Raw genomic sequence first — 19,109 nt, 5'->3', positions numbered from 1 at the left:
ATAAGCACACATAAGTTAAATGAAGAAAAGTATTTTCGGACACTTAAAATCCTGTCTGCAGCAATGCGGGTGCGGGTTCAACTCCCGCCTGGGGCACTGATCATCAATCCGTTATAGAGGTCGCTTTTGGGCGACCTTTTGATTTTACAAAGTTTTGAAAACGCCGCTACACATAAAACAATCAATAGCTTTTTACTCCGCTTTTCATACGTTTTGTTTGATCGTTGGCATTCATTTTCGTTAGCGCTTTGATGTTATAAATGTTAGTTTTTGAAAATATTCTCAGTATTGAGTTTGCGAGGATCTCATGCTGGGAACAATTTAATTTTTTGAAAATTTACTGTTTTACATACGCCCGAAAATTATGGCAATGAAAGCAGAATATGAGGAAGTTATAGTTTCGGTTTATGTTCCATCTGCTTCGCAATTGGTCGGCGCAGATCATTTTGACGGAATTAATGATTAAAATGCTGAGGGTTTAAAGATGATTGGCTAAATTTAAAACCATTGGCATTTACCTTGTTTGCTGCTTTAGTTTTAATCAATTGACTCAAACAACCCTGTTTAAGCTATGATTACACATATTCTGCAAAACCAAAAAGAACCTGCTTTGCTGGGACAGTGGAAAAGGCAGGCCAGCCTTAATCAAGTATTGTCGGGAGGACCCAAATATTTCCTTGGTAATGATTTTGGACGAATTATCCTTCAACAATTTGAAGGAAAAGATTTTCTCATTATTTATGGAATCATAGATTGCTGGCAAAATGTATGGACGTCTATGCATCCCAATCCGCCCGGTCTAAACTTCTTTACAGCTTTAAAAAATAGTTTCAAAATTAGAAGCGACGGTTCTAAGCACATTATCCGTCCCGGCTTTTTTAGTTTTTGGAATGATTCCGGAAAGGCGTTTGAAATATACTCAAGAAAGAATGAAGAATACCGGTTCGTTTATATTTATTTAAGCGCTTCTTTCATTGATACAATTGCCGAAAGTGTTATCGCCGGCTTGTCTATCAGAGCCAATATGATGACCAATAATATGGCTTCAATAGTGCAGGATCTGGTGAATGCGCCGTACGAAGATGGCCTTCTTTATTTCTACTATGAGAATAAAGTACGGGAACTTCTTTTTGAAGCGCTAACCTGGGGGAATACGGGCCAAAACAATGAAAGATTCAGCCATGCGGAGAATTATATTATTCATTCTCTTGACAACCAAATGAGATTCAACCCATCTGAACATACAGGTTTGTCGGAGATGTCTTTGAAAACAGGTCTAAGTCAGTATAAGTTAAAAACAGGCTTTAAAGAAGTATTTGGTATGGGACGGTTTGAGCGCTTACTCCACTGGCGGATAGAACTTGCAAGGAAATTGCTTATTGAAACCACTAAGCCGGTTAAGGAGATCGCATTTATTGCCGGATACAAGCGGATAACAAGCTTTATAACCATATTCCGTAAAAGAACCGGATTCACCCCGGGGGATTACCGATCCTATCACTCCAGTGGCATATCAACTATTTGAAAAGGTTTTAGTCTCCGGACAGTAACTGATTAATTATTACAAGTTGATAATTGTTGCCAATTTTACAATCAACAGCGATTTAAAAATAAGCCGTCTACATGAATCTTTAACATAAAAGATTTATCATGAGGTTAAAGAATAATAAGATAGCTGAAGAGATAATAGCCGCTCTGTTTGCAGGCATATGGGCATATGCTTCAGTGTCGAAAGTGATCAGTCACAACAAACTTATAGCAGTGCTTTACACGACAGACCTCTTTGGTGGCTATACCATTTACCTCTCATATCTGGTTCCTGCACTTGAGTTGATTTTATCCGTTTTAATCATTTCGCCAGTAACAAGATCAGCAGGGCTCATCGCTTCATTAGCTTATCTGTTGTTATTGTCGGCATACCTGCTATACATGATCTTATTTACTCCCGTGCTACCCTGTACATGTGTGGGATTGATAAGCTCATTTACCTGGTTACAACATTTTTGGCTTAACTGTATTTTGATGCCTGGAGCATCTGTAACCATTTTTATACACCGGAGAGCTCGGTACCGTATTGCAATACCATCACAAAAGTTCCGGCCTGAACAATTGTGACAGGCGTAAGCTGAAAACCTGTATAAAAGAGTAGGCAATTATTTATCTATCTAAAATGTTTCACATGAAAAAGAATGTATTGGGCATTGTGGTGATCGCAATTGCCATCGGGGTGAGTGCATTTAACTCAAATTTATCGTCAAGTGGCACTACAGAATTGTTTTGGTATGAGGTGAATTCCGCCGGAGTAATACCTGATGCAAGTGCACTAATGTTTAGTGGCCAAGAGCAAACAAAATCTTATGCAGAAACCCATTCTCCGTGCGCGCCTGGAGCAACAACAGATTGCTTGCGGGGTTTTGCAATGAAAATTCCACAAGGATCATTTCCTAATTATGCAGGGTTAGGTGCAGAACAGGTTAAAAAGCCTTAACGATCAAAAAGAAGTTGTTTCTTATGTCTGATAAAAAATACAAGAGGCAGCTTCTTTTATTTTTCAGAAATTATTAGTACAGGCATTTTCACTCGTATTTTCTTCAAAACTATATTATATCCTGCTAATTCTTTTGAAAGCAGGTCTATATGTAATCTTTCGTCAAAAGTCTCTTTGCTAAATTGAATATCAATATTACAGTTTACGTCTAAAGTACTAATAAACGGCATATTGGTAGCCGTCTCAACAAGGTATTTTAGTCGTTGAATAAACTTGAAATAAGGTTGGTTTCTCATTATCGGAGTTGACGCTGTGCCAGGGTCAGAAATAGTGTGAATTAGTAAAGAATCTTCAGGACTTCCTCCATTTGTACATAGTAAATGACCGGATCCCCCTTCCTTTAATACCCAACAGCTAACAGGCTTGGTCTTAATTTTCACTGAAACAGAAAAGTATCTTTCGATGTCCTCCTGCATCAGTTTAAACCTGTCATTGTAATGATCTGCCGGGATTTCCAATCTGTAAGAATAACTACGCTCCCTTATCCAATCGTCATATAAGGTCATGTCTGTGGGCCTGAAAAATGAGGCTGAGTCTTTATGGTGAACTTCATACAGTGATGGCTTACTAAAATCATATCTTCCATTTTGCTCATATGCCTTTCTGACTAATTCTATTATGGGTAAACAATTATACGCAACTAGTGCTTTGGCTGCTTCTGTAAATTTTCCATCAGTAAATCCCACGTCAAAAGAAGGATTACATTTCGATAAACTGGATTGATATTGGATGAATTGAGATGCAGAGCTTTGAAGGTTATTGTTTGGTTCCTTAGTTCTAAGATCTCTGCCGGCTAAATACTCGGTAATCAAATTTTTGGAAATGTTGTAGTCATTTATAAAATATTTTATGGTAAGGTTTTTATCCATAATAATGCACGGTACGTAACCTCTGTCGGGAAATATCTTATTTAGCATAGAATCTCCTGCTATTACAGGCACTTTCGGTTTTGTCAGTCTTGGTCGTGTTTTAAAAAATTCTTTGGTTTTTGAAAACGCCTCCCGATTCACCATTAGAATCTGGATGCTATCATTGAATTCAGTCTGCAAAGAATTAATCTTTCTAAACAAGGAAGGATAGTTTCCGCAACGAATGCTCCAGGAGAAGAGGATTATTGATTTACTTTTGAATTGAGCAAGGCAAATCCTGTTTACATTCGAATTCATAACGTTGGTGAAACAAATCCCTGATAATTTATCCCCTTTTTTTAATGTGCTTCCCTCTGCTTCGGAGTTTTCCTGGGCATGGGAAATTTTCAACAGGGTACAAGACAATAGTATGCCAATAATTAATTTATATATCATTTCTGATGGTTAATTTTTTCCGCGGTGGATCTGTAGACCTTTACCTGTCACTAACTAGTAACCCGCATTTTGGTTTAGAAAAGGATTGGTTTGAAGCTCTGTAAAAGGTATGGGATATAAAACATCTGTTGCATCCCAGTTTGGCGCTTTTAAGTCTTTTAAAGCTGAGCCTGCTAATCCCAGTCTCTTTAAATCCAGCCATCTGTGGCCCCATTCAGCAAACAATTCGGACTTCCTTTCCTGCATGATTGTACTTATTGCTTCATCCTGGTTTGTTACATTGACTTCCGGAAGCAATGCTCTTCGCCGAATTGTATTTATGTCCTTAACTGCAAGATCAAGGTTCCCTGTTAAAGCGTAGGCTTCTGCTCTTATTAAAAATTGTTCTGCAAAACGTAGTATCAATGTGTATTCACCATAAGGAGGTCCACCTACACGATTCTTGAATTTATATGGGAAATAATAATTAAAGCCATTAATTGTGTTTACACCTATCCATGAATCAAATCTTAAGTCATTATCCTCAAAGGAAGCAATAAATGACGGGCGAAAAGTATAACCGGGAATGGTTTGTTTGGAATACGGTACGAATACATAACCTTCGGGTGTATCCTGATATAAATTAACTGGCATAAGTTGCCATATTGCTTCGGTGCTGGAAGAGAGAAACGCATTATTCGGATCGTTTTCCATTTCATATCCTCCGTTTTTAATTACGGAATCAGCATGGATTAAAGCTTTTTCCGGTCTGCCTGCATATAGACAAACCCTTGCAAGTAATGCATGCGCAGCGTATTTGTTTACCCGCACTCTCCCCGAAGAAGGATATTCATTGCCAAGTAGGTTGATTGATTTTTCCAAATCTTCAATGATCTGGTCATAAATACTAGTAGGGGGTATTCTTGGTTGTATTGAATTTTTTTCGAAATCCGTACTTAAGATCAAAGGAACATCACCAAAAAGATTAGTAAGGTAAAAATAGTTTAATGCTCTTATGACCAACGCTTCTCCAGACAACTGGTTCTTCAAACTTGATGAAATATGGCTCAGTTCTATCCCTTCAAGGACTTTATTGGCATGATAAATCAATGAATAGCTTGGCTTCCAAAGTTTTCCATAAATAACCGATTCGTTTGCGGGACTTAAGCTGTTCTGTGTGAAAACGTCAAGTTCTGCATTACTTATAGTATTTACCAATTCATCAGCGGAAAGGCTCCCATACAAGGAAAGTCCTCCTGTGGGAATCGTATTGCTTTGAGAAGACATTTGTGAATACAGCCCTGTTACAGCAGATACTATTGCATCTTTATCGTTGAATAACGCTTCCGAATATATTTGAGTTGACGGAGGGTTAATATCGACAAATTTTTCGCAGGAGACCAGGAAAAAAATGGGTATTATAAAGAAAGGTTTATATGAAAATCGCATAGACATATCTTTTTAGAGAGTAAATTGAATACCTGCAGCAAATGTTCTTAATGTAGGCAATTGGTAAATGCTTTGGGTTTCAGGATCAAAGCCGGAGAAGTTTGTAACAGTAAATACATTTTGCCCACTCACATAAAGCTTGCAGCCTTTTATTTTGGTATTTTTGTTGAGATGATCCGATATTTTCCAGCTTACCTGGATATTTCTGCACTTTACAAATGAAGCGTTGCCATATATACCATCGGATATGCTTAAAAGGATTCTTGATGCCAAAGCAGCTTCAGAAATTGCATCAACGGAATACTTTTGAACGTTTGTGATATCACCTGGTTTCTGCCACCTTTGCAACACAATTGCCGGCTGATTGGCCGCTGTACCAGGTATGTATCCTGCTGCCAATTGGCTAAGATAGTTTCTACCAATCTGATTCCTGAATTCGAGAAAGGCTGACAGCTCAATTGTTTTATATTGGATCGTAACGTTAAAGCCCCCATAATACCTGGGATTTGTGTGAATTAATGTACGGTAGTCAGCAGGTGAATAGTTACCATCCTCGTTTACGTCTTCTACTTGATAAACACCGGTGGCTGGGTTTACACCTAAATAGTGGTAACGCTTGACTATCCCAATAGGCTTCCCGACCTCATATTGACTGGCATAGCTTGATTGTTCAAGGCCGGGAAAGGCACGAAGCCTATTTTTGGGAATAGTTAGGTTTAGATTGAGATTCCAATTCCAATTTTTAGATTGGATTATCCGTGATGCAAGACTAAATTCCCATCCGCTATTTTCTACAAGGGCGTCCAGATTTTTGATAACTCCTGAAAAACCTGTCTGTGAAGGTAGCTGATAGCTGATAAGTTGATTGCGACTGCGATGATGATAATAAGACGCCGACAATAGCAATCGGTCTCTAATTAAGCCTGTTTCTATAGCAAGCTCAAATTTGTGAGTAGATTCCCATCTGAGATTTGGATTGAACAGGGCAGAAGGAAAAAACCCTGGATTTTGTTGATACTGAACAGTACTCGTCGTCCACAAATCATAAAATCTATAATCGCCTATCTGGTCATTGCCAGTAGTCCCATAACTTCCTCTCAGCTTTCCAAAACTGAGAAATGGCAGATTGTTTTTGATAATCTCATAATCTGAAAATATCCATCCTCCTCCAATGGAAAAGAAGTTGGTAAATCTTTTTCCAGGACCAAATCTACTTGAACCGTCCTGCCTGAGTGAAATGTTAGCCAAATACTTGCTGTCATAGTTATAACTTATTCTGCCAAACAACCCCTGATACCTGTACGTACTTACTGTATTTAAAGCCTTTATACTGCCTGCTGCACCGATAGAATTCAAAACCTGATCGCTCGTGTAGTTGGCCGCATTTATGCTAACGGTATTGAATTCCTTATCCTGCCAGGAGCCTCCGGCAAGAAAATTGGCTTTCCCAGAACCCAGACGAAGCGTGTATTCTATGTGAGGTTCTGCAATCCAGCTTTTTGTGCTGCTATTGGCAAACCGGGAAGAAGCTTTTTGACCCAAAGTCGGATCAAGCGCTATTTTGGGTATTAATGCTATCTCCTCTGAGTGCAGGAAGTTGTAGCCAACATTGGCTTTTACGGAAAAGTTGTGAAATATTTCATAGCTCGTTAATAAATTGCCCATAAAGTTTTCTGCGCCTGACTTATTCGTTTTAAAGAATTCTGCGATCGGATTAGAAAATCCAAAGTCAGAAAAATTGACTCCTTCATCAGACCAGGCGATAGTACCGTCTTCGTTATACAGGGGAATATTGGGAGGAAGATACATATACATGCTGAAATCAGTAGGAGGGAGGATGTTTTTACTGCTTGAAAAATTGCCGCTCGCGGAAAGCTTAAATCGTGAATCTTTTGATTGGTGGCTTGTTTTAAAATGAAAAGACATTCTTTCATTATAATACGAATCCGAATATACTGTCGACTCTTTCTGATATCCTGCCCCAACAATAAAACTGGTCTGTTCGTTCCCGCCTGATAAAGATAATTGGGCGTCTGTGATTCGGGCAACTCGCCCGATCAATAGCTTTTTTAGGTCTGTATAAGCTGTAGTATCCCAAACTAGCACATCCATCGCGTTATATATGTTAGGAGTGAAAGCATCATTTTTAAAAGCCTCCTTCCTCATTTCCTGATAATCAGGTGTTTTTAGCATATCCATTGTTCTGCTTATCTTGGAAAAGCCGGTATAAAATCGCCCATTGACAGTAAGCTTTCCCAAGTTTCCCGCTTTTGTTGTAATAATGATAATTCCGTTCGCTGCTCTGCTGCCATAAATAGCTGTTGCGTCACCATCTTTTAACACTTCAATACTTTCTATGTCTGCCGGATTTATCATGCTTAATGGGCTCAGTCCGCCTTCACTTATAGATGTAGGGTTATTAGCTGCTGAAGGGATCCTATTCATAGCGCTATTCCCCGGCTCAAATGGCACGCCGTCTATAATAAATAAAGGATCATTTCTCGACAAACTCAGGTCTAACGAACTGCGGCCGCGAATTTCAACTTTAAATGCCGACCCCGGCACTCCGCTGGTTTGAGTAATTATCATACCAGGTACCCTGCCCTGCAAGGCAGCCAGCGGATTACTTACCGGTTGCCGTTCGATTTCTTCTGCTGTTACTTTGGTAATATTACCCGTATTAAGCCTTCGCGTGGTTTGTCCGTACGCCATTACGATAACCTGATCCAGGTTACTGATCCTGGCCTTTACCGTTATAGTTAAATAATGTCGCCCGTTTACCCTCACTTCCATCTTTTCTATCTCCGCACCGGATATTTCCAGGGTAGCGGAACTGTCTATTTCCCGTAGTGTAAATTCGCCCAATCCATCTGTAAAGGCCGCCTTATCGCTATTCTTCACCCTCACGCTGACGCCGGGTATCGGCTCACCGCCGGGGCTCACTACTTTGCCCCTTAATTCATGGATCGGCTTTACTGTTCTTTGTGCTTTCTTGTTGCGAATAATGATGAGTTGATCCTCAATAATGAAATCCAGCGGCTGATCCTTAAATGACATTTTTAGTACTGCCGGCAATGGCCTATTTACCGCATGCAGCGTTACCGGGAGGCTTTGAGCCATCTGTTCTTTCAGGTACACAAACCGGTAACCGGTCTGCGCCTCTATGGCTTCAATCAACCTGGTTAGTGGCGCGTCCTGAAGATGAAGTGTAACGGTTTGTCCGTTCACTTCTGCCTGTATTTGTACACAGACGAAAAAGATAAAAATTCCAGTTAGCTTCATGAGCAGTATGACTTTACGGATGTAAGTCAACAGCAAACCTTTCTCTTGGCTATAAACGGTTTGTTGCATAGCTTTGTTTTGTTTGCCTGACTGCCGTTTGGCAGCGCCAGGCAGGGTTAATTAATTGTATGTCGTCAATTCGAAAACTGCAATCAGGTTGACCCCGGACACCGGTCAGCAGTATCGCAATTACTGCTGACCATTTTTATCCAGGACTGCCCTGGTGGCTGTTCCATAGGAATAAATACTTTATCTCAATTCATTTATTGTTTTTTCCCGGTTCAACAAATATGGTATCTCCTTTTATTTCAAACCTAACCTCGCCGGTCAACTGCAAATAATGCAACAGCCTGCTTACCGGAACATCCCTGCTAATGCTGGCATTAAAGTGTCCACCTACCGTTTCTTTATATACCACCGTGGCATTGTACCATCGCTCTACCTGGCGCATGATGCTTTTTATATCCGCGTCTTTAAATTGAAATGCCCCGCTTTTCCACGCCGTAACCTCGTTTGCCGAAACCGTTTTATTTAATTCAAACTTATTATCTGCATAACGCGCCTGCTGGCCGGGAACAAGTGTTATATGAGGCGTATTTGCAGAAGACACCGTTACGCTTCCTTCCAGCAGTGTTGTATTAGCTGAAGGCTCATTGCCGTAAGCGTTTATATTAAACTTTGTACCCGTAACAGTAACCTGCATATCTCCAACCTGCACAATAAAAGGTCTTTTGCTGTTACCATCTCCTGCTGCAGCTACTTCAAAATATCCTTCACCGGTTAACTGCACTATACGTTTTTCACCAATGAACTTAACAGGATACACCAGTGATGATGCTGCGTTCAGCCATATCCTGGTGCCATCTTCCAGCAATACACTATATTGACCGCCTTTAGGCGTAGTAAGCGTATGCATGATCTCCGTTGTTCCGGCATTAACTCCCGGGCCGTATTTTATCAATCCCTCGCTGTCTTTTTCCAGTTTGGCTGAGTCAGACGTAAGCAATAATCCATAGGGTAACTTACTTAGATCCGTAACTTTCCCGGCAACGGTTAGCGTAGCATGTGGTCCACCGGGAGCAATATCGTTGGTTGCTATTAGAGTATTATTTTCATTTCCAGGCTTACCTGTTTGCGACCGGTAAATAAAGTATATAACCAATATCAGCGCCAGCGATGCGGCAACCGCCAGTATTGTTTTAAACTTTGTTATGCCGGATGGCTTATCTTCAAATATCCTTTGCTGTAAGTTCTTATACTCTAATTCCGGGTTGATACGCCGGAGGGTTTTCAGTGATTCCTCTATGTTTTTTTCATCAGTCAACACTTCAAACAGGCGCATGTTATCGTCATTTTCAGATACCCAGTCGTCTAACTCGTCGTGCTCATCCTCTGTAAGCTCGTTATTGATGTATCCTGCTATCAGGTAAGCCGTACGGTACGGATCAGGCCCGTTCTCCGGAAAAACAGTATGGTTTTTTGTGTTCATGGTTCTAAGTTATGCAATCATATCTGCTCATCTTTCTGCATCCTGCTATTACAAAGGAGTACAAAAAGAGAAAAAAGGATGAGAAGAATGAAAGATTTTTTTGAATTAATTTACAACATAAAATGGAGGAACGGGAGCATAATAAGAGGAATAAACCTACGGCGCAATAAGTCGAGCCCATGACGCTTATGCGATTTTATAGTGCTTACCGTTAGACGCATGTCTTTGGCGGTTTCTGAAATCGATTTACCTTCTACATATAAAGACCGCAGTACATTGCAACACCGGGCGGGCAGGGTTTCCATGGCCTGATGCAGCTGACGGATCGTTTCAGCAAACACAATGCCTTCGTAAACCGTTTTCTCAGCATCCGGCAAAAAGGGAATATGCCCGGTTTTTTCTTTAGCTTTTTTACGCAGGAACTTAGAGCAGCCGTTTTTCACTACTGTATATAAATAGGCTCTGATGGAAGCAGCAGTATTAAACTGGCTTCTTCGCCGCCATGTTTGATAAAAAGCCTCCGAAGCCATTTCGCAGGCAAAGCCTTCATCACCTGTGAGGCGTATGGCGTAAAGACAAAGCGACCCGTAATACGCATCAAAGAAATATTGCAGGCCGGTTTCGTCTCCCTGCTGAAACCTAAGGGCAAAATCTCCCGGAACGTATATGGTTTCTTTTTTCTGCAACGAACAATGCTTTTTAAAATAAAATGTATAGGAGTTACAGTAATAAGAAGGCGCGGAACTCCACTTACCGGCTTGGAGACCCTCGGAGAGCCTTTAGACACAATAAGGGAGCCCACGCCTAAACGTGAGCTCTTGCTTATCATCTCGTGTCTAATGAAAATTTCCGAGGTTTCCAAGTCGAGACTCAAAGCGAAAGCTTCAAATTAGTTATATGAAGATTCGCAAATTATTTTTCTGAAAATAAAGATAACAAATAATTTACATAATGTTAGTTTTTACATACTATATGTATTTTTTAAAGTACTATCGTTGATAATCAATCTAAATTTCTTCCTATTCATTTTTACAATGACTAAGGAAGAAAAGAAAACGAAGTACTCGGCACTTAAGTCTATGTTTTTAAGCGGGCAGGTGCTACGGATGAAAGATATTGAGAAAATTTATCCAACAATGGTTGCCAAAGATTTAGGTATTAACCACGGCAGATACGTAAATAAACTTTACAAACCTGAAGAGTTTTCCATCAAACATATCATTATCCTTGCGAACCTTTTGGAGATTGACCCACAAATAATAATTAGGACCATTCTTAGTCAGTTAAATAGTCAAAGCGTTCCAAAAAGAAATAAGAACTGATGCATTGTCCCGCGAATAAGGGAAATTTTAAGAAAAAAACTTACTATTAAAGCAACCGGTGCTTTTAGCAACAACGGCAATTCCGGGATACTCCAAACAACCAATACTGTTTTTCTTACAGCGTTGTTAAGGCTAATTGGATACAATGAGCCCCGGACGATCCGTCGTCGGTTTGTAGAAGAAGGGTATGAAGTTTCCCTGTATGGTAAACCGGGAGAGCGGGAATATGCAAATAAAGTAGATGGAGATGTAGAGGGGCTGTATGCTCCGGGTGGAACGAGAAATACAGGCTTTCACGCAGGGATTGGCTGGCCCGGTGCATTGGCTTCTTTGTGTGGTGAACGGGCCCGGGGCTGGAACTGGCATGGGTATGTTTTACCGGTACGGAGGCGTTCCCATTGTTGCCAAATCATTTCTTCCCAATGATGATATGAATATTCCCCGCGCATCATTGCAGGAAACGCTGGATTATATCCTGGCGCTTTGTGATGAGGCCATCGCCGGATTACCCGATACATGGTCTGCTCAATATTACGGGCGCTTCACAAAAGGCGCGGCTATGGCTATAAAAGCCAGAACACTGCAGTTTGCGGCACGCCCTCTGTTCAACACCGGCGCTCCTTATCTTGATTTTGGAGAAAACAATAAAATGATCTCCTTCGGAAGCCAGGACAATACGCGCTGGGACAAAGCCATTGCGGCAAACGAAGCCGTGCTGAGCTGGGCACAGGCAAATGGTTATGCCCTCATCAATACCGGGGGCGCAGGTACGGGGAAACCCAACCCCAATGCCCTGAATGATTACGGTACTGCTACCTCGGTACCGGGAAACAGCGAAGTTCTTTTAGCCTGTAAGGTTGATGAAAACATGAGCAATATATGTGTTTATGTATTTTTTGGTATCGATGATTTTTTTGAAACGCTTTTTCAATGGTCCGCCTTCCTCGTGTGCTTTTGATGGCGTTACGCAGTTGCAACTGCTATAAGGTCTGACTTTATTGTAACTGTTAATAGATGGAGCGTTTGCCTCAGGTTATGCCGGATTATGAAAGAATACAGACAGCACGACGCGCTGGCGAAGAGTTAACGATCTTTAGGTATCTTTAGGAAAATTAAATGATATAATGGGGTCACTGGCAAAAATCGAAGAGTTTAAATCATCACCGGAACTATTAGAAAAGCTTTATCAATACAGCATACAAAAAGAATACGGTGCAGGAACCGTTATTTTAAATGAAAATGCCCATATACGTGCTATTCCTATTGTGATCAGAGGGACGCTTAAGGTGATCCGGACAGAAGAAGACGGCAGGGAAATTTTGTTGTATTATGTTAAAGCCGGCGAAAGTTGTATCATGTCTTTTTTAGGCGGGTTGCACAACGAAAAAAGTAAAGTAAAAGCAGAGGTGGAAGAAGATGCGGAAATACTTTTCCTGCCTATGGAAAAAGTGTCATTGTTCATCAAGGAATATTCCCAATGGCTGGATTATATTTTCCGACTGTACCACAAGCGTTTTGAAGAACTATTGGAGATCATTAATGCCATTGCTTTCAAAAAGGTAGACGAACGATTACTAACATTATTGTATAAGAAGCAGGATCTTACCGGAAATAATACCTTAAACATTACACACGAACAATTGGCGAACGAATTGGGAACTGCCCGTGTTGTGGTTTCCCGACTTTTGAAGCAACTGGAAGAAAACGGAACGGTTCAACTGGGCAGAAATAAAATTACCCTTGCGTGATCAAAGCAGCTGTACAGATTTTTGAGCTGGTGCAAATTTGCAGCATCTGCTTCAGGCGGGTTATCCGGTATCGGGATTGATCCGGCAGTAGCGCCAGTATGTTTGGCCGAAAAAGTCAGTTCAGGCGCTTTCCCTATGCCACAGCCAATGAACTATCAGCTGCCTTTTTCTATTTTCTTCATCTTGCTTCACACAAAGAGCCCCGGGATTTCGGAACGCTGGCTCCCGTACGGTTGGTTAGATGCCTGCCTCAACAACCTGCAGCATAAAGTAAAAGACAGTACCTTCCGGCGCTTTGTAACTAAAGTAACCGTACAGGGAAAATAATCATCAGAAATTTGCAGTGTTGAAAACAAAAGGAGCTTAAAATAAATTATTATGTTTTTCCAACACGTTTATGATCAAAGCTTAGCACAGGGCAGCTATGTGATAGGTTGTCAGGCTACCGGGGAAGCCATAGTGATAGACGCCCGGAGAGATATTGATATATACCTGGAAATTGCAGAGCAAAACAATCTTGGCATCACCCACATCACCGAAACACATATTCACGCCGACTTCCTTTGCGGATCGAGAGAACTGGCTGCCGTTACCGGAGCCCCGATGTATCTCTCTGATGAAGGCGGTGAAGACTGGCAATACCAGTTTCCTCATAAAGGGATTAAAGACGGAGATGTTATTAAAGTAGGCAATTTAACCTTAGAGGTCATTCATACGCCCGGACACACACCTGAAAGCATCAGCTTTTTACTAACAGACCATCCCGCTTCAGACAAACCTGTAATGCTGCTTACCGGTGATTTTGTATTTGTAGGCGATATTGGCCGTCCTGATTTGCTGGAAAAAGCGGCAGGAATGATGGGTACAAAAGAGGCGGGTGCAAAGCAAATGTTCCAATCACTGAAAAAATTTGAAGCCTTACCGGATTATGTTCAGTTGTGGCCGGCGCATGGAGCAGGTTCTTCCTGCGGAAAAGCACTGGGAGCAGTGCATAGCTCTACGACAGGTTATGAAAAAATCCGCAATTGGGCGTTCCGGTATGGTGAAGATGAACAGGGTTTTATGGATTATCTTCTGACAGACCAGCCCGAGCCTCCGAAATATTTTGCAATGATGAAATACCTGAACAGGGTTGACCGTCCTTTGCTGATAGAAATACCGAAGCATCCGGAATTATCCAAATCTCAATTTCTTTCCGCTTATCAAAAGGGCATCAAAGTAATTGATACCCGGAATAAAACTGATTTTGCCAAAGGATTCATTCCCGGCAGCATCAGCATTCAGGACAATGACTCTTTTTCTACGTGGTGCGGCTGGTTGCTCAATTATCAGGAACAATTTATACTGGTAGCTGACGGCAGCCAAATGGAAGACCTGACACGAAAACTGATGCGCATCGGTATGGATAATATCTACGGTTACATTCCGGATGTAAACGGTTTAGGCATTGAACTGCAAACGGCTGATGTCATTTCTATAGATGAATTTAAAATGTATCTCCTGAAAGATGATATACAGATTGTGGATGTACGGGGCGCAACGGAGTACGAAGCCGGACATATAGAGGGTGCGGACAGTGTTTTTGCCGGAACCATCACCGGCAACCTGGATAAGATCAATAAAGACAAACAGGTTATCATTTATTGCCAGGCAGGCGACCGTTCGGCAATTGCTTACTCCGTACTTGCCAAACACGGATTCAGAAACGTGAAGAACTTTTCAGGCGGAATAAAAGAATGGCTGGCAGCTGACGGTAAAACAATCGCGTGTAAAGAAACATCTTGCATCAACGTATAAAATATAGAAGTATGAATTTTTTTTCGGTCTTGTTTGGAAAAACAGACAATAGCCGGTTAACGGAAGCTGTAAAGAATGGCGCCTTCCTGGTAGACGTACGCACACCCGCGGAGTTTTCCACAGGCAGCGTAAAAGGTGCGGTAAATATTCCGCTGGATAGCGTGCAAAGCCAGTTGTCAAAATTCAAAAATAAAAAAAGCATCGTAGTTTTTTGCCGGAGCGGCGCCCGCAGCAGCCAGGCCAAAGGCATTTTGGAGCAAACCGGCTTTCAGAACGTAATTAACGGGGGAGCGTGGCAAAATGTAAACCAGGTGGTGAATGAATAAAGAAAACGAAAAGCTGCAGCGCTGTGCAACCCGATGCGAAAATCCGCTTGACCAGGCTTACCGGAACCTGCGATGGGAAAAGAATGAAACAGGTTGGGACACAATGCGCCTCTCCCGCCATTACCATACAAAAGAAAAGAGTACGCAGAAAAAGCGGCTTCCTTACTGAATGAGAAAGGAAAACTCACAGGCGTGTTGTTTGATACAAGCTTTGAAAAGGAGGGACCACCCTTTGGCGGTAGTGCCTTTGAGTATAAACTCATTTTTGAACCGGTATTCACAATTAAAACAATGGGCGGATGTTACAACAGTATTTCACAAAGAGCCGGCACTGAAGTTTTTATTAACCTGATTAAAAAACAGAAAGCATGAAAAAGAATATGGGAGCAACGGATAAGGCAATCCGGATACTAACAGCAGCGGCCATAGCGGTCCTGTATTTCACAAATGTTATTGCGGGCATGTGGGCCATTATTCTGGGCATACTGGCAGCAGTGTTTTTGCTTACTTCATTCATAAGTTTTTGCCCACTGTATTTGCCATTTCATATCAGTACTTATAAAAAAAAGAAACAATGAAAGCGTATTTGAAAAATTGGGATTTTATGCGGGCGTTGCGATTGGCCTTAGGCATTTTTATTATGGTGCAGGGCATCATAACAGCCGAATGGATGATCGCGGTGTTAGGAGGGGTGTTCTCCTTAATGCCTTTGCTGAACATAGGTTGTTGCGGGTCTGCGGGTTGTGGCTACACACCTGTTTCACGAAACAATAAAAAACCGGAAGATATAACCTATGAAGAGATACGTTAAAAAAAATTGCTTATAACGACCGGACCTGTTACCGGTGCAGCAGGTTGTTTCTGTTGGAATTTATTGCTGCAATTCAGGCGGTTGTTCCCTAACATCTTAGCCGTTTACAGTGCCACTTACGGTGCGGTTATGGGATTCTGCCCCGATTTGCCGGGTAATCCTGATGCAACCTATATTGTTCGTATTCCGCAATACAACGGCCGGCGATCCAATTCCTCTGCGGTAAAGCAGCATTCACCTGTTTTTTGAACCTGCTTTAAGAAATATTTGTAAGGAGAGGTAATCAGAAACCCAGCTCAATCTCAGCGGTATTATTTATTACTGATCTTTTTTTATTGTTTTTCTCTGCATTCTTTTCTGTACTGAACTTTCGTTGTATCCATTCTCTGACACGGATTTTCTTTTCCGGAAATAATGTTTCAGGTTTAAACGCTGCGTCCAAATGTTCAGAGAACATTGTCAGATACTTGTCCATATGATCTTTTTATAAGTTTAATTTTTAGTTTCTGCTGCCTTCAGATTTATAAAAAATAAACCTGGCAAAATATTATTTGGGGTACAACCGCCACAAGTCCATGCTTTGCCATTATTGTTCCTGATTTTTCGGGATCCGGCGCCGGCTTTGTTCACGGTATCGGCCACTTCCCTGAAGAAAATTGGTCCGGGTACTGTACATTCAAACATCGCAGCAGATCCATTGGTGTCTGCAGCTTCGGGCAAAGAGCCAATCGTAATTTGCCCGGCTTTGTTGGTTTCTTTTGTCATAAAAAATAATTTATACCGCAAACCTATATCGGCGAAACGGCAATGTTCTTGATTTGAAATAAGAAATTACTTATGCGGATCTCTTATACCAACAATCGGATATTTAGAACATTCATTATAGATGTTCTCACTTCCCGAACAATGGGAGCTGATTTCCGTTTTTTAACGAAGTACAGTACAAAAGGAAGTTGTTTTGAGGAAACTGCATCAACCGGCGCCATTCATTGTTCAAATGGCGGATCGTGCTGTGCAATGTAAGTGCTTAAGCCTTTTTGCGCCGCGGCAAGCTTTTTCATGACTTCAACGGCGGCACGGCCGGCGCTGCGATAAGTATAGGTATACACTTCCTTCCCGTTGAACTGAACCGTGATAAAATTGGTTCCCGGATGGTAGGCGCTAACCCCCGACTTTTTACCGCTTTTACTTGAATAGGACCTCATGGGATAGCATATTAAAAATGAAAACAGATATCCTAAGCTGATGATGTTTCAATTCCGATGCCGCATTTTGATGAAAGAGGGCCTGGATATCCGTTTCCTGCAGCATATTGTACAGGAGGCGTACTGCAGGTGTTCCATAAGGATATAAACCTGCGCTGCAATTTGTTGCTATAATAAGGGGAACAAAACTATTCGGTAATTGTATTTGATCTTTCAGTAACTTGATCGGTAAAACCCCGTTATATTATGTCACAACAAAGAAAAATTACTTTACAGGAAGCGGAGATACCAACCCATTGGTACAATATCATGGCCGACATGCCCAATAAACCACTGCCGCCCCTGCATCCCGGAACTCAGCAACCCATTGGTCCCGAAGATCTGGCGCCGCTGTTCCCGATGGAATTGATCAAACAGGAAGTGAGCGCCGACAGGTGGATAGAAATACCCGATGAAGTAAGAAACCTGTATTCCATCTGGCGGCCTACGCCTATGTTCAGGGCTTATAACTTTGAAAAGTCGCTGGGCACAAAGTCTAAAATTTATTATAAGTATGAAGGGGTTAGTCCTGCCGGTTCGCACAAACCCAATACCGCTGTTCCGCAGGCTTATTACAATATGAAAGAAGGCGTAAAGAAGATATCAACCGAAACCGGCGCCGGCCAGTGGGGCAGTGCATTAAGCTTTGCCTGTAAACTGCTGGGAATAGAATGTGAAGTGTTTATGGTAAAAGTGAGTTACGATGGAAAGCCCTACCGGAAAATTATGATGAACACCTGGGGAGCTACGGTGCATGCTTCTCCCAGTAATTTAACCAATTCCGGGAAAAGCATACTTGAAAAAGATCCGAACTCACCCGGAAGCCTGGGAATTGCTATCTCTGAAGCTGTGGAGGTAGCTGCCACGCACGATGATACCAAATATTCCCTGGGCAGTGTGCTGAACCATGTATTGATGCATCAAACCGTTATAGGACTGGAAGCATTGAAACAGATGGAAAAAGCAGGTGATTATCCCGATATCGTGGTGGCGCCCTTTGGCGGGGGATCAAATTTCGCGGGTATCGCATTTCCTTTCCTGCAAAACAATTTAACGGGTGGGAAAAAGATAAGGGCGATCGCGGTAGAGCCCACTTCCTGCCCGAAGCTCACGCGTGGCGCTTTTCGTTACGACTTTGGTGATACCGTTGGTATGACACCATTGATCCCGATGTATACTTTGGGGCATAATTTTATTCCCTCACCCATTCATGCAGGGGGCCTGCGGTATCATGGAGCGGGCGCCATCGTAAGCCAGTTATTGAAAGATAACATCATTGAAGCTGCGGCCATTAACCAAACGGAATGTTTTGATGCGGGCTTATTGTTCTCCGGTGCAGAAGGCATTATTCCTGCGCCTGAAGCCACACATGCAGTAGCAGAGGTAATACGACAGGCAAAGCAGGCAGATAAGGAAGGTGTTTCCAAAACGATCTTGTTTAATCTGTGCGGGCATGGTCATTTTGACCTGAGCGCTTATGAACAATATCTTAGCGGAAAACTGGTGGATTATGAAGTATCGCAGGAGGACATCAATGCGTCTTTGGCGGAGTTGAATACACCTGCTATTTAGGATTTCTTATAATTTCAGAAAGAAAAGTGCAGCAGCCATGTTGCACTTTTTTTAATGGATTGCAGAGCAGCCGGTGTATGGTCCATACAATTGCTGATGAAAAAAAGCTGCCGGAAAACCCCGGCAGCTTCACAAATTTTGCATTCACTACTCACTACTCACTACTCACTACTCACCACTCACTTCTCCTTCCACTCCACCCCGGTATCTTTCCAGCTTTTTGAATTGGCCGAATCAA

The 19,109-nt window shown here is 41.8% G+C and carries 22 protein-coding genes; 14 read left to right on the top strand and 8 right to left on the bottom strand.

Annotated elements, in window-relative coordinates:
• Window positions 1-571: 571 nt before the first annotated feature.
• The 3 genes from PLH26_RS10330 to PLH26_RS10320 all read left to right on the top strand — a co-directional run bounded on the left by PLH26_RS10330 (window position 572) and on the right by PLH26_RS10320 (window position 2,488).
• Window positions 572-1,525 carry a helix-turn-helix transcriptional regulator gene (locus PLH26_RS10330; RefSeq protein WP_324585936.1) on the top strand — a complete coding sequence of 318 codons (954 nt, stop codon included), beginning with the start codon at window positions 572-574 and terminating at the stop codon, window positions 1,523-1,525.
• A 125-nt stretch (window positions 1,526-1,650) separates the two neighbouring features.
• On the top strand, window positions 1,651-2,115 hold the full coding sequence (locus tag PLH26_RS21760) for a MauE/DoxX family redox-associated membrane protein (RefSeq protein ID WP_502876378.1): 465 nt from the start codon (window positions 1,651-1,653) through the stop codon (window positions 2,113-2,115).
• Between the two features lie 64 nt (window positions 2,116-2,179).
• Complete coding sequence (locus tag PLH26_RS10320; protein WP_324585934.1) at window positions 2,180-2,488, top strand: hypothetical protein; 309 nt, start codon at window positions 2,180-2,182, stop codon at window positions 2,486-2,488.
• A gap of 56 nt (window positions 2,489-2,544) precedes the next feature.
• Here the strand turns inward: PLH26_RS10320 and PLH26_RS10315 are convergent, their stop codons facing one another.
• The 5 genes from PLH26_RS10315 to PLH26_RS10295 all read right to left on the bottom strand — a co-directional run bounded on the left by PLH26_RS10315 (window position 2,545) and on the right by PLH26_RS10295 (window position 10,737).
• Window positions 2,545-3,852, bottom strand: coding sequence for a hypothetical protein (locus PLH26_RS10315; RefSeq protein ID WP_324585933.1), 1,308 nt, complete (start codon window positions 3,850-3,852; stop codon window positions 2,545-2,547).
• A 54-nt stretch (window positions 3,853-3,906) separates the two neighbouring features.
• On the bottom strand, window positions 3,907-5,280 hold the full coding sequence (locus PLH26_RS10310) for a RagB/SusD family nutrient uptake outer membrane protein (RefSeq protein ID WP_324585932.1): 1,374 nt from the start codon (window positions 5,278-5,280) through the stop codon (window positions 3,907-3,909).
• A gap of 12 nt (window positions 5,281-5,292) precedes the next feature.
• Window positions 5,293-8,631 carry a SusC/RagA family TonB-linked outer membrane protein gene (locus PLH26_RS10305; RefSeq protein ID WP_324585931.1) on the bottom strand — a complete coding sequence of 1,113 codons (3,339 nt, stop codon included), beginning with the start codon at window positions 8,629-8,631 and terminating at the stop codon, window positions 5,293-5,295.
• A 190-nt stretch (window positions 8,632-8,821) separates the two neighbouring features.
• Window positions 8,822-10,051 carry a FecR family protein gene (locus PLH26_RS10300; RefSeq protein ID WP_324585930.1) on the bottom strand — a complete coding sequence of 410 codons (1,230 nt, stop codon included), beginning with the start codon at window positions 10,049-10,051 and terminating at the stop codon, window positions 8,822-8,824.
• Window positions 10,052-10,161: 110 nt separating this feature from the next.
• Complete coding sequence (locus tag PLH26_RS10295) at window positions 10,162-10,737, bottom strand: RNA polymerase sigma factor (RefSeq protein ID WP_324585929.1); 576 nt, start codon at window positions 10,735-10,737, stop codon at window positions 10,162-10,164.
• Window positions 10,738-11,085: 348 nt separating this feature from the next.
• Between PLH26_RS10295 and PLH26_RS10290 the strand changes: the two genes are divergently transcribed.
• The 9 genes from PLH26_RS10290 (at window position 11,086) to PLH26_RS10250 (ending at window position 16,055) form a co-directional block, all read left to right on the top strand.
• Window positions 11,086-11,373 (top strand): hypothetical protein, encoded by a 288-nt coding sequence (locus PLH26_RS10290; RefSeq protein WP_324585928.1) that lies wholly within the window; start codon window positions 11,086-11,088, stop codon window positions 11,371-11,373.
• A gap of 271 nt (window positions 11,374-11,644) precedes the next feature.
• The gene (locus PLH26_RS10285; protein WP_324585927.1) at window positions 11,645-12,331 is read left to right on the top strand and encodes a RagB/SusD family nutrient uptake outer membrane protein; all 687 of its coding nucleotides are present in this window, start codon (window positions 11,645-11,647) and stop codon (window positions 12,329-12,331) included.
• A 166-nt stretch (window positions 12,332-12,497) separates the two neighbouring features.
• Window positions 12,498-13,121: a Crp/Fnr family transcriptional regulator gene (locus PLH26_RS10280; RefSeq protein WP_324585926.1), complete on the top strand. Its 624-nt coding sequence runs from the start codon at window positions 12,498-12,500 to the stop codon at window positions 13,119-13,121.
• A gap of 21 nt (window positions 13,122-13,142) precedes the next feature.
• The gene (locus PLH26_RS10275; RefSeq protein ID WP_324585925.1) at window positions 13,143-13,448 is read left to right on the top strand and encodes a hypothetical protein; all 306 of its coding nucleotides are present in this window, start codon (window positions 13,143-13,145) and stop codon (window positions 13,446-13,448) included.
• A 51-nt stretch (window positions 13,449-13,499) separates the two neighbouring features.
• Window positions 13,500-14,918, top strand: coding sequence for an MBL fold metallo-hydrolase (locus PLH26_RS10270; RefSeq protein WP_324585924.1), 1,419 nt, complete (start codon window positions 13,500-13,502; stop codon window positions 14,916-14,918).
• An 11-nt stretch (window positions 14,919-14,929) separates the two neighbouring features.
• Entirely contained in the window at window positions 14,930-15,244 is a 315-nt protein-coding gene (locus PLH26_RS10265; RefSeq protein ID WP_324585923.1) for a rhodanese-like domain-containing protein, read from the top strand.
• A complete protein-coding gene (locus tag PLH26_RS10260) occupies window positions 15,237-15,413 on the top strand; it encodes a hypothetical protein (protein ID WP_324585922.1) in 177 nt (58 codons plus the stop codon). The genes PLH26_RS10265 and PLH26_RS10260 overlap by 8 nt, the downstream gene beginning before the upstream one ends.
• 199 nt (window positions 15,414-15,612) lie before the next feature.
• Window positions 15,613-15,822, top strand: coding sequence for a YgaP family membrane protein (locus tag PLH26_RS10255; protein WP_324585921.1), 210 nt, complete (start codon window positions 15,613-15,615; stop codon window positions 15,820-15,822).
• Window positions 15,819-16,055 carry a hypothetical protein gene (locus tag PLH26_RS10250; protein WP_324585920.1) on the top strand — a complete coding sequence of 79 codons (237 nt, stop codon included), beginning with the start codon at window positions 15,819-15,821 and terminating at the stop codon, window positions 16,053-16,055. Before PLH26_RS10255 ends, PLH26_RS10250 begins: the two co-directional genes overlap by 4 nt.
• Window positions 16,056-16,338: 283 nt before the next feature.
• On the opposite strand, the gene PLH26_RS10245 is transcribed toward PLH26_RS10250, so the two are convergent.
• From PLH26_RS10245 to PLH26_RS10235, 3 genes are all read right to left on the bottom strand, one after another.
• Window positions 16,339-16,530 carry a hypothetical protein gene (locus PLH26_RS10245; RefSeq protein WP_324585919.1) on the bottom strand — a complete coding sequence of 64 codons (192 nt, stop codon included), beginning with the start codon at window positions 16,528-16,530 and terminating at the stop codon, window positions 16,339-16,341.
• Window positions 16,531-16,547: 17 nt separating this feature from the next.
• A complete protein-coding gene (locus PLH26_RS10240; protein ID WP_324585918.1) occupies window positions 16,548-16,820 on the bottom strand; it encodes a hypothetical protein in 273 nt (90 codons plus the stop codon).
• A 221-nt stretch (window positions 16,821-17,041) separates the two neighbouring features.
• Window positions 17,042-17,260, bottom strand: coding sequence for a hypothetical protein (locus PLH26_RS10235; protein WP_324585917.1), 219 nt, complete (start codon window positions 17,258-17,260; stop codon window positions 17,042-17,044).
• Between the two features lie 246 nt (window positions 17,261-17,506).
• Here PLH26_RS10235 and PLH26_RS10230 point away from each other — a divergent pair, with 246 nt between their 5' ends.
• Both PLH26_RS10230 and PLH26_RS10225 read left to right on the top strand, forming a co-directional pair.
• The gene (locus PLH26_RS10230) at window positions 17,507-18,871 is read left to right on the top strand and encodes a TrpB-like pyridoxal phosphate-dependent enzyme (protein ID WP_324585916.1); all 1,365 of its coding nucleotides are present in this window, start codon (window positions 17,507-17,509) and stop codon (window positions 18,869-18,871) included.
• A 54-nt stretch (window positions 18,872-18,925) separates the two neighbouring features.
• Window positions 18,926-19,109 (top strand): hypothetical protein (locus PLH26_RS10225; protein ID WP_324585915.1); only part of this gene is annotated, 184 nt, incomplete at its 3' end.

The organism is Agriterribacter sp. (assembly GCF_035444585.1).
Classification (GTDB): domain Bacteria; phylum Bacteroidota; class Bacteroidia; order Chitinophagales; family Chitinophagaceae; genus Agriterribacter.
The sequence above is the reverse complement of the archived record's forward strand: the minus strand, read 5'-3'. Positions and strand labels throughout refer to the sequence as shown.

Bases quoted from the DNA above. Each gene is read 5' to 3' on its own strand.
- PLH26_RS10330 (WP_324585936.1), top strand. From the start codon at position 572: ATGATTACACATATTCTGCAAAACCAAAAAGAACCTGCTTTGCTGGGA.
- PLH26_RS21760 (WP_502876378.1), top strand. From the start codon at position 1,651: ATGAGGTTAAAGAATAATAAGATAGCTGAAGAGATAATAGCCGCTCTG.
- PLH26_RS10320 (WP_324585934.1), top strand. From the start codon at position 2,180: ATGAAAAAGAATGTATTGGGCATTGTGGTGATCGCAATTGCCATCGGG.
- PLH26_RS10315 (WP_324585933.1), bottom strand. From the start codon at position 3,852: ATGATATATAAATTAATTATTGGCATACTATTGTCTTGTACCCTGTTG.
- PLH26_RS10310 (WP_324585932.1), bottom strand. From the start codon at position 5,280: ATGCGATTTTCATATAAACCTTTCTTTATAATACCCATTTTTTTCCTG.
- PLH26_RS10305 (WP_324585931.1), bottom strand. From the start codon at position 8,631: ATGCAACAAACCGTTTATAGCCAAGAGAAAGGTTTGCTGTTGACTTAC.
- PLH26_RS10300 (WP_324585930.1), bottom strand. From the start codon at position 10,051: ATGAACACAAAAAACCATACTGTTTTTCCGGAGAACGGGCCTGATCCG.
- PLH26_RS10290 (WP_324585928.1), top strand. From the start codon at position 11,086: ATGACTAAGGAAGAAAAGAAAACGAAGTACTCGGCACTTAAGTCTATG.
- PLH26_RS10280 (WP_324585926.1), top strand. From the start codon at position 12,498: ATGGGGTCACTGGCAAAAATCGAAGAGTTTAAATCATCACCGGAACTA.
- PLH26_RS10270 (WP_324585924.1), top strand. From the start codon at position 13,500: ATGTTTTTCCAACACGTTTATGATCAAAGCTTAGCACAGGGCAGCTAT.
- PLH26_RS10265 (WP_324585923.1), top strand. From the start codon at position 14,930: ATGAATTTTTTTTCGGTCTTGTTTGGAAAAACAGACAATAGCCGGTTA.
- PLH26_RS10260 (WP_324585922.1), top strand. From the start codon at position 15,237: ATGAATAAAGAAAACGAAAAGCTGCAGCGCTGTGCAACCCGATGCGAA.
- PLH26_RS10255 (WP_324585921.1), top strand. From the start codon at position 15,613: ATGAAAAAGAATATGGGAGCAACGGATAAGGCAATCCGGATACTAACA.
- PLH26_RS10250 (WP_324585920.1), top strand. From the start codon at position 15,819: ATGAAAGCGTATTTGAAAAATTGGGATTTTATGCGGGCGTTGCGATTG.
- PLH26_RS10245 (WP_324585919.1), bottom strand. From the start codon at position 16,530: ATGGACAAGTATCTGACAATGTTCTCTGAACATTTGGACGCAGCGTTT.
- PLH26_RS10240 (WP_324585918.1), bottom strand. From the start codon at position 16,820: ATGACAAAAGAAACCAACAAAGCCGGGCAAATTACGATTGGCTCTTTG.
- PLH26_RS10235 (WP_324585917.1), bottom strand. From the start codon at position 17,260: ATGAGGTCCTATTCAAGTAAAAGCGGTAAAAAGTCGGGGGTTAGCGCC.
- PLH26_RS10230 (WP_324585916.1), top strand. From the start codon at position 17,507: ATGTCACAACAAAGAAAAATTACTTTACAGGAAGCGGAGATACCAACC.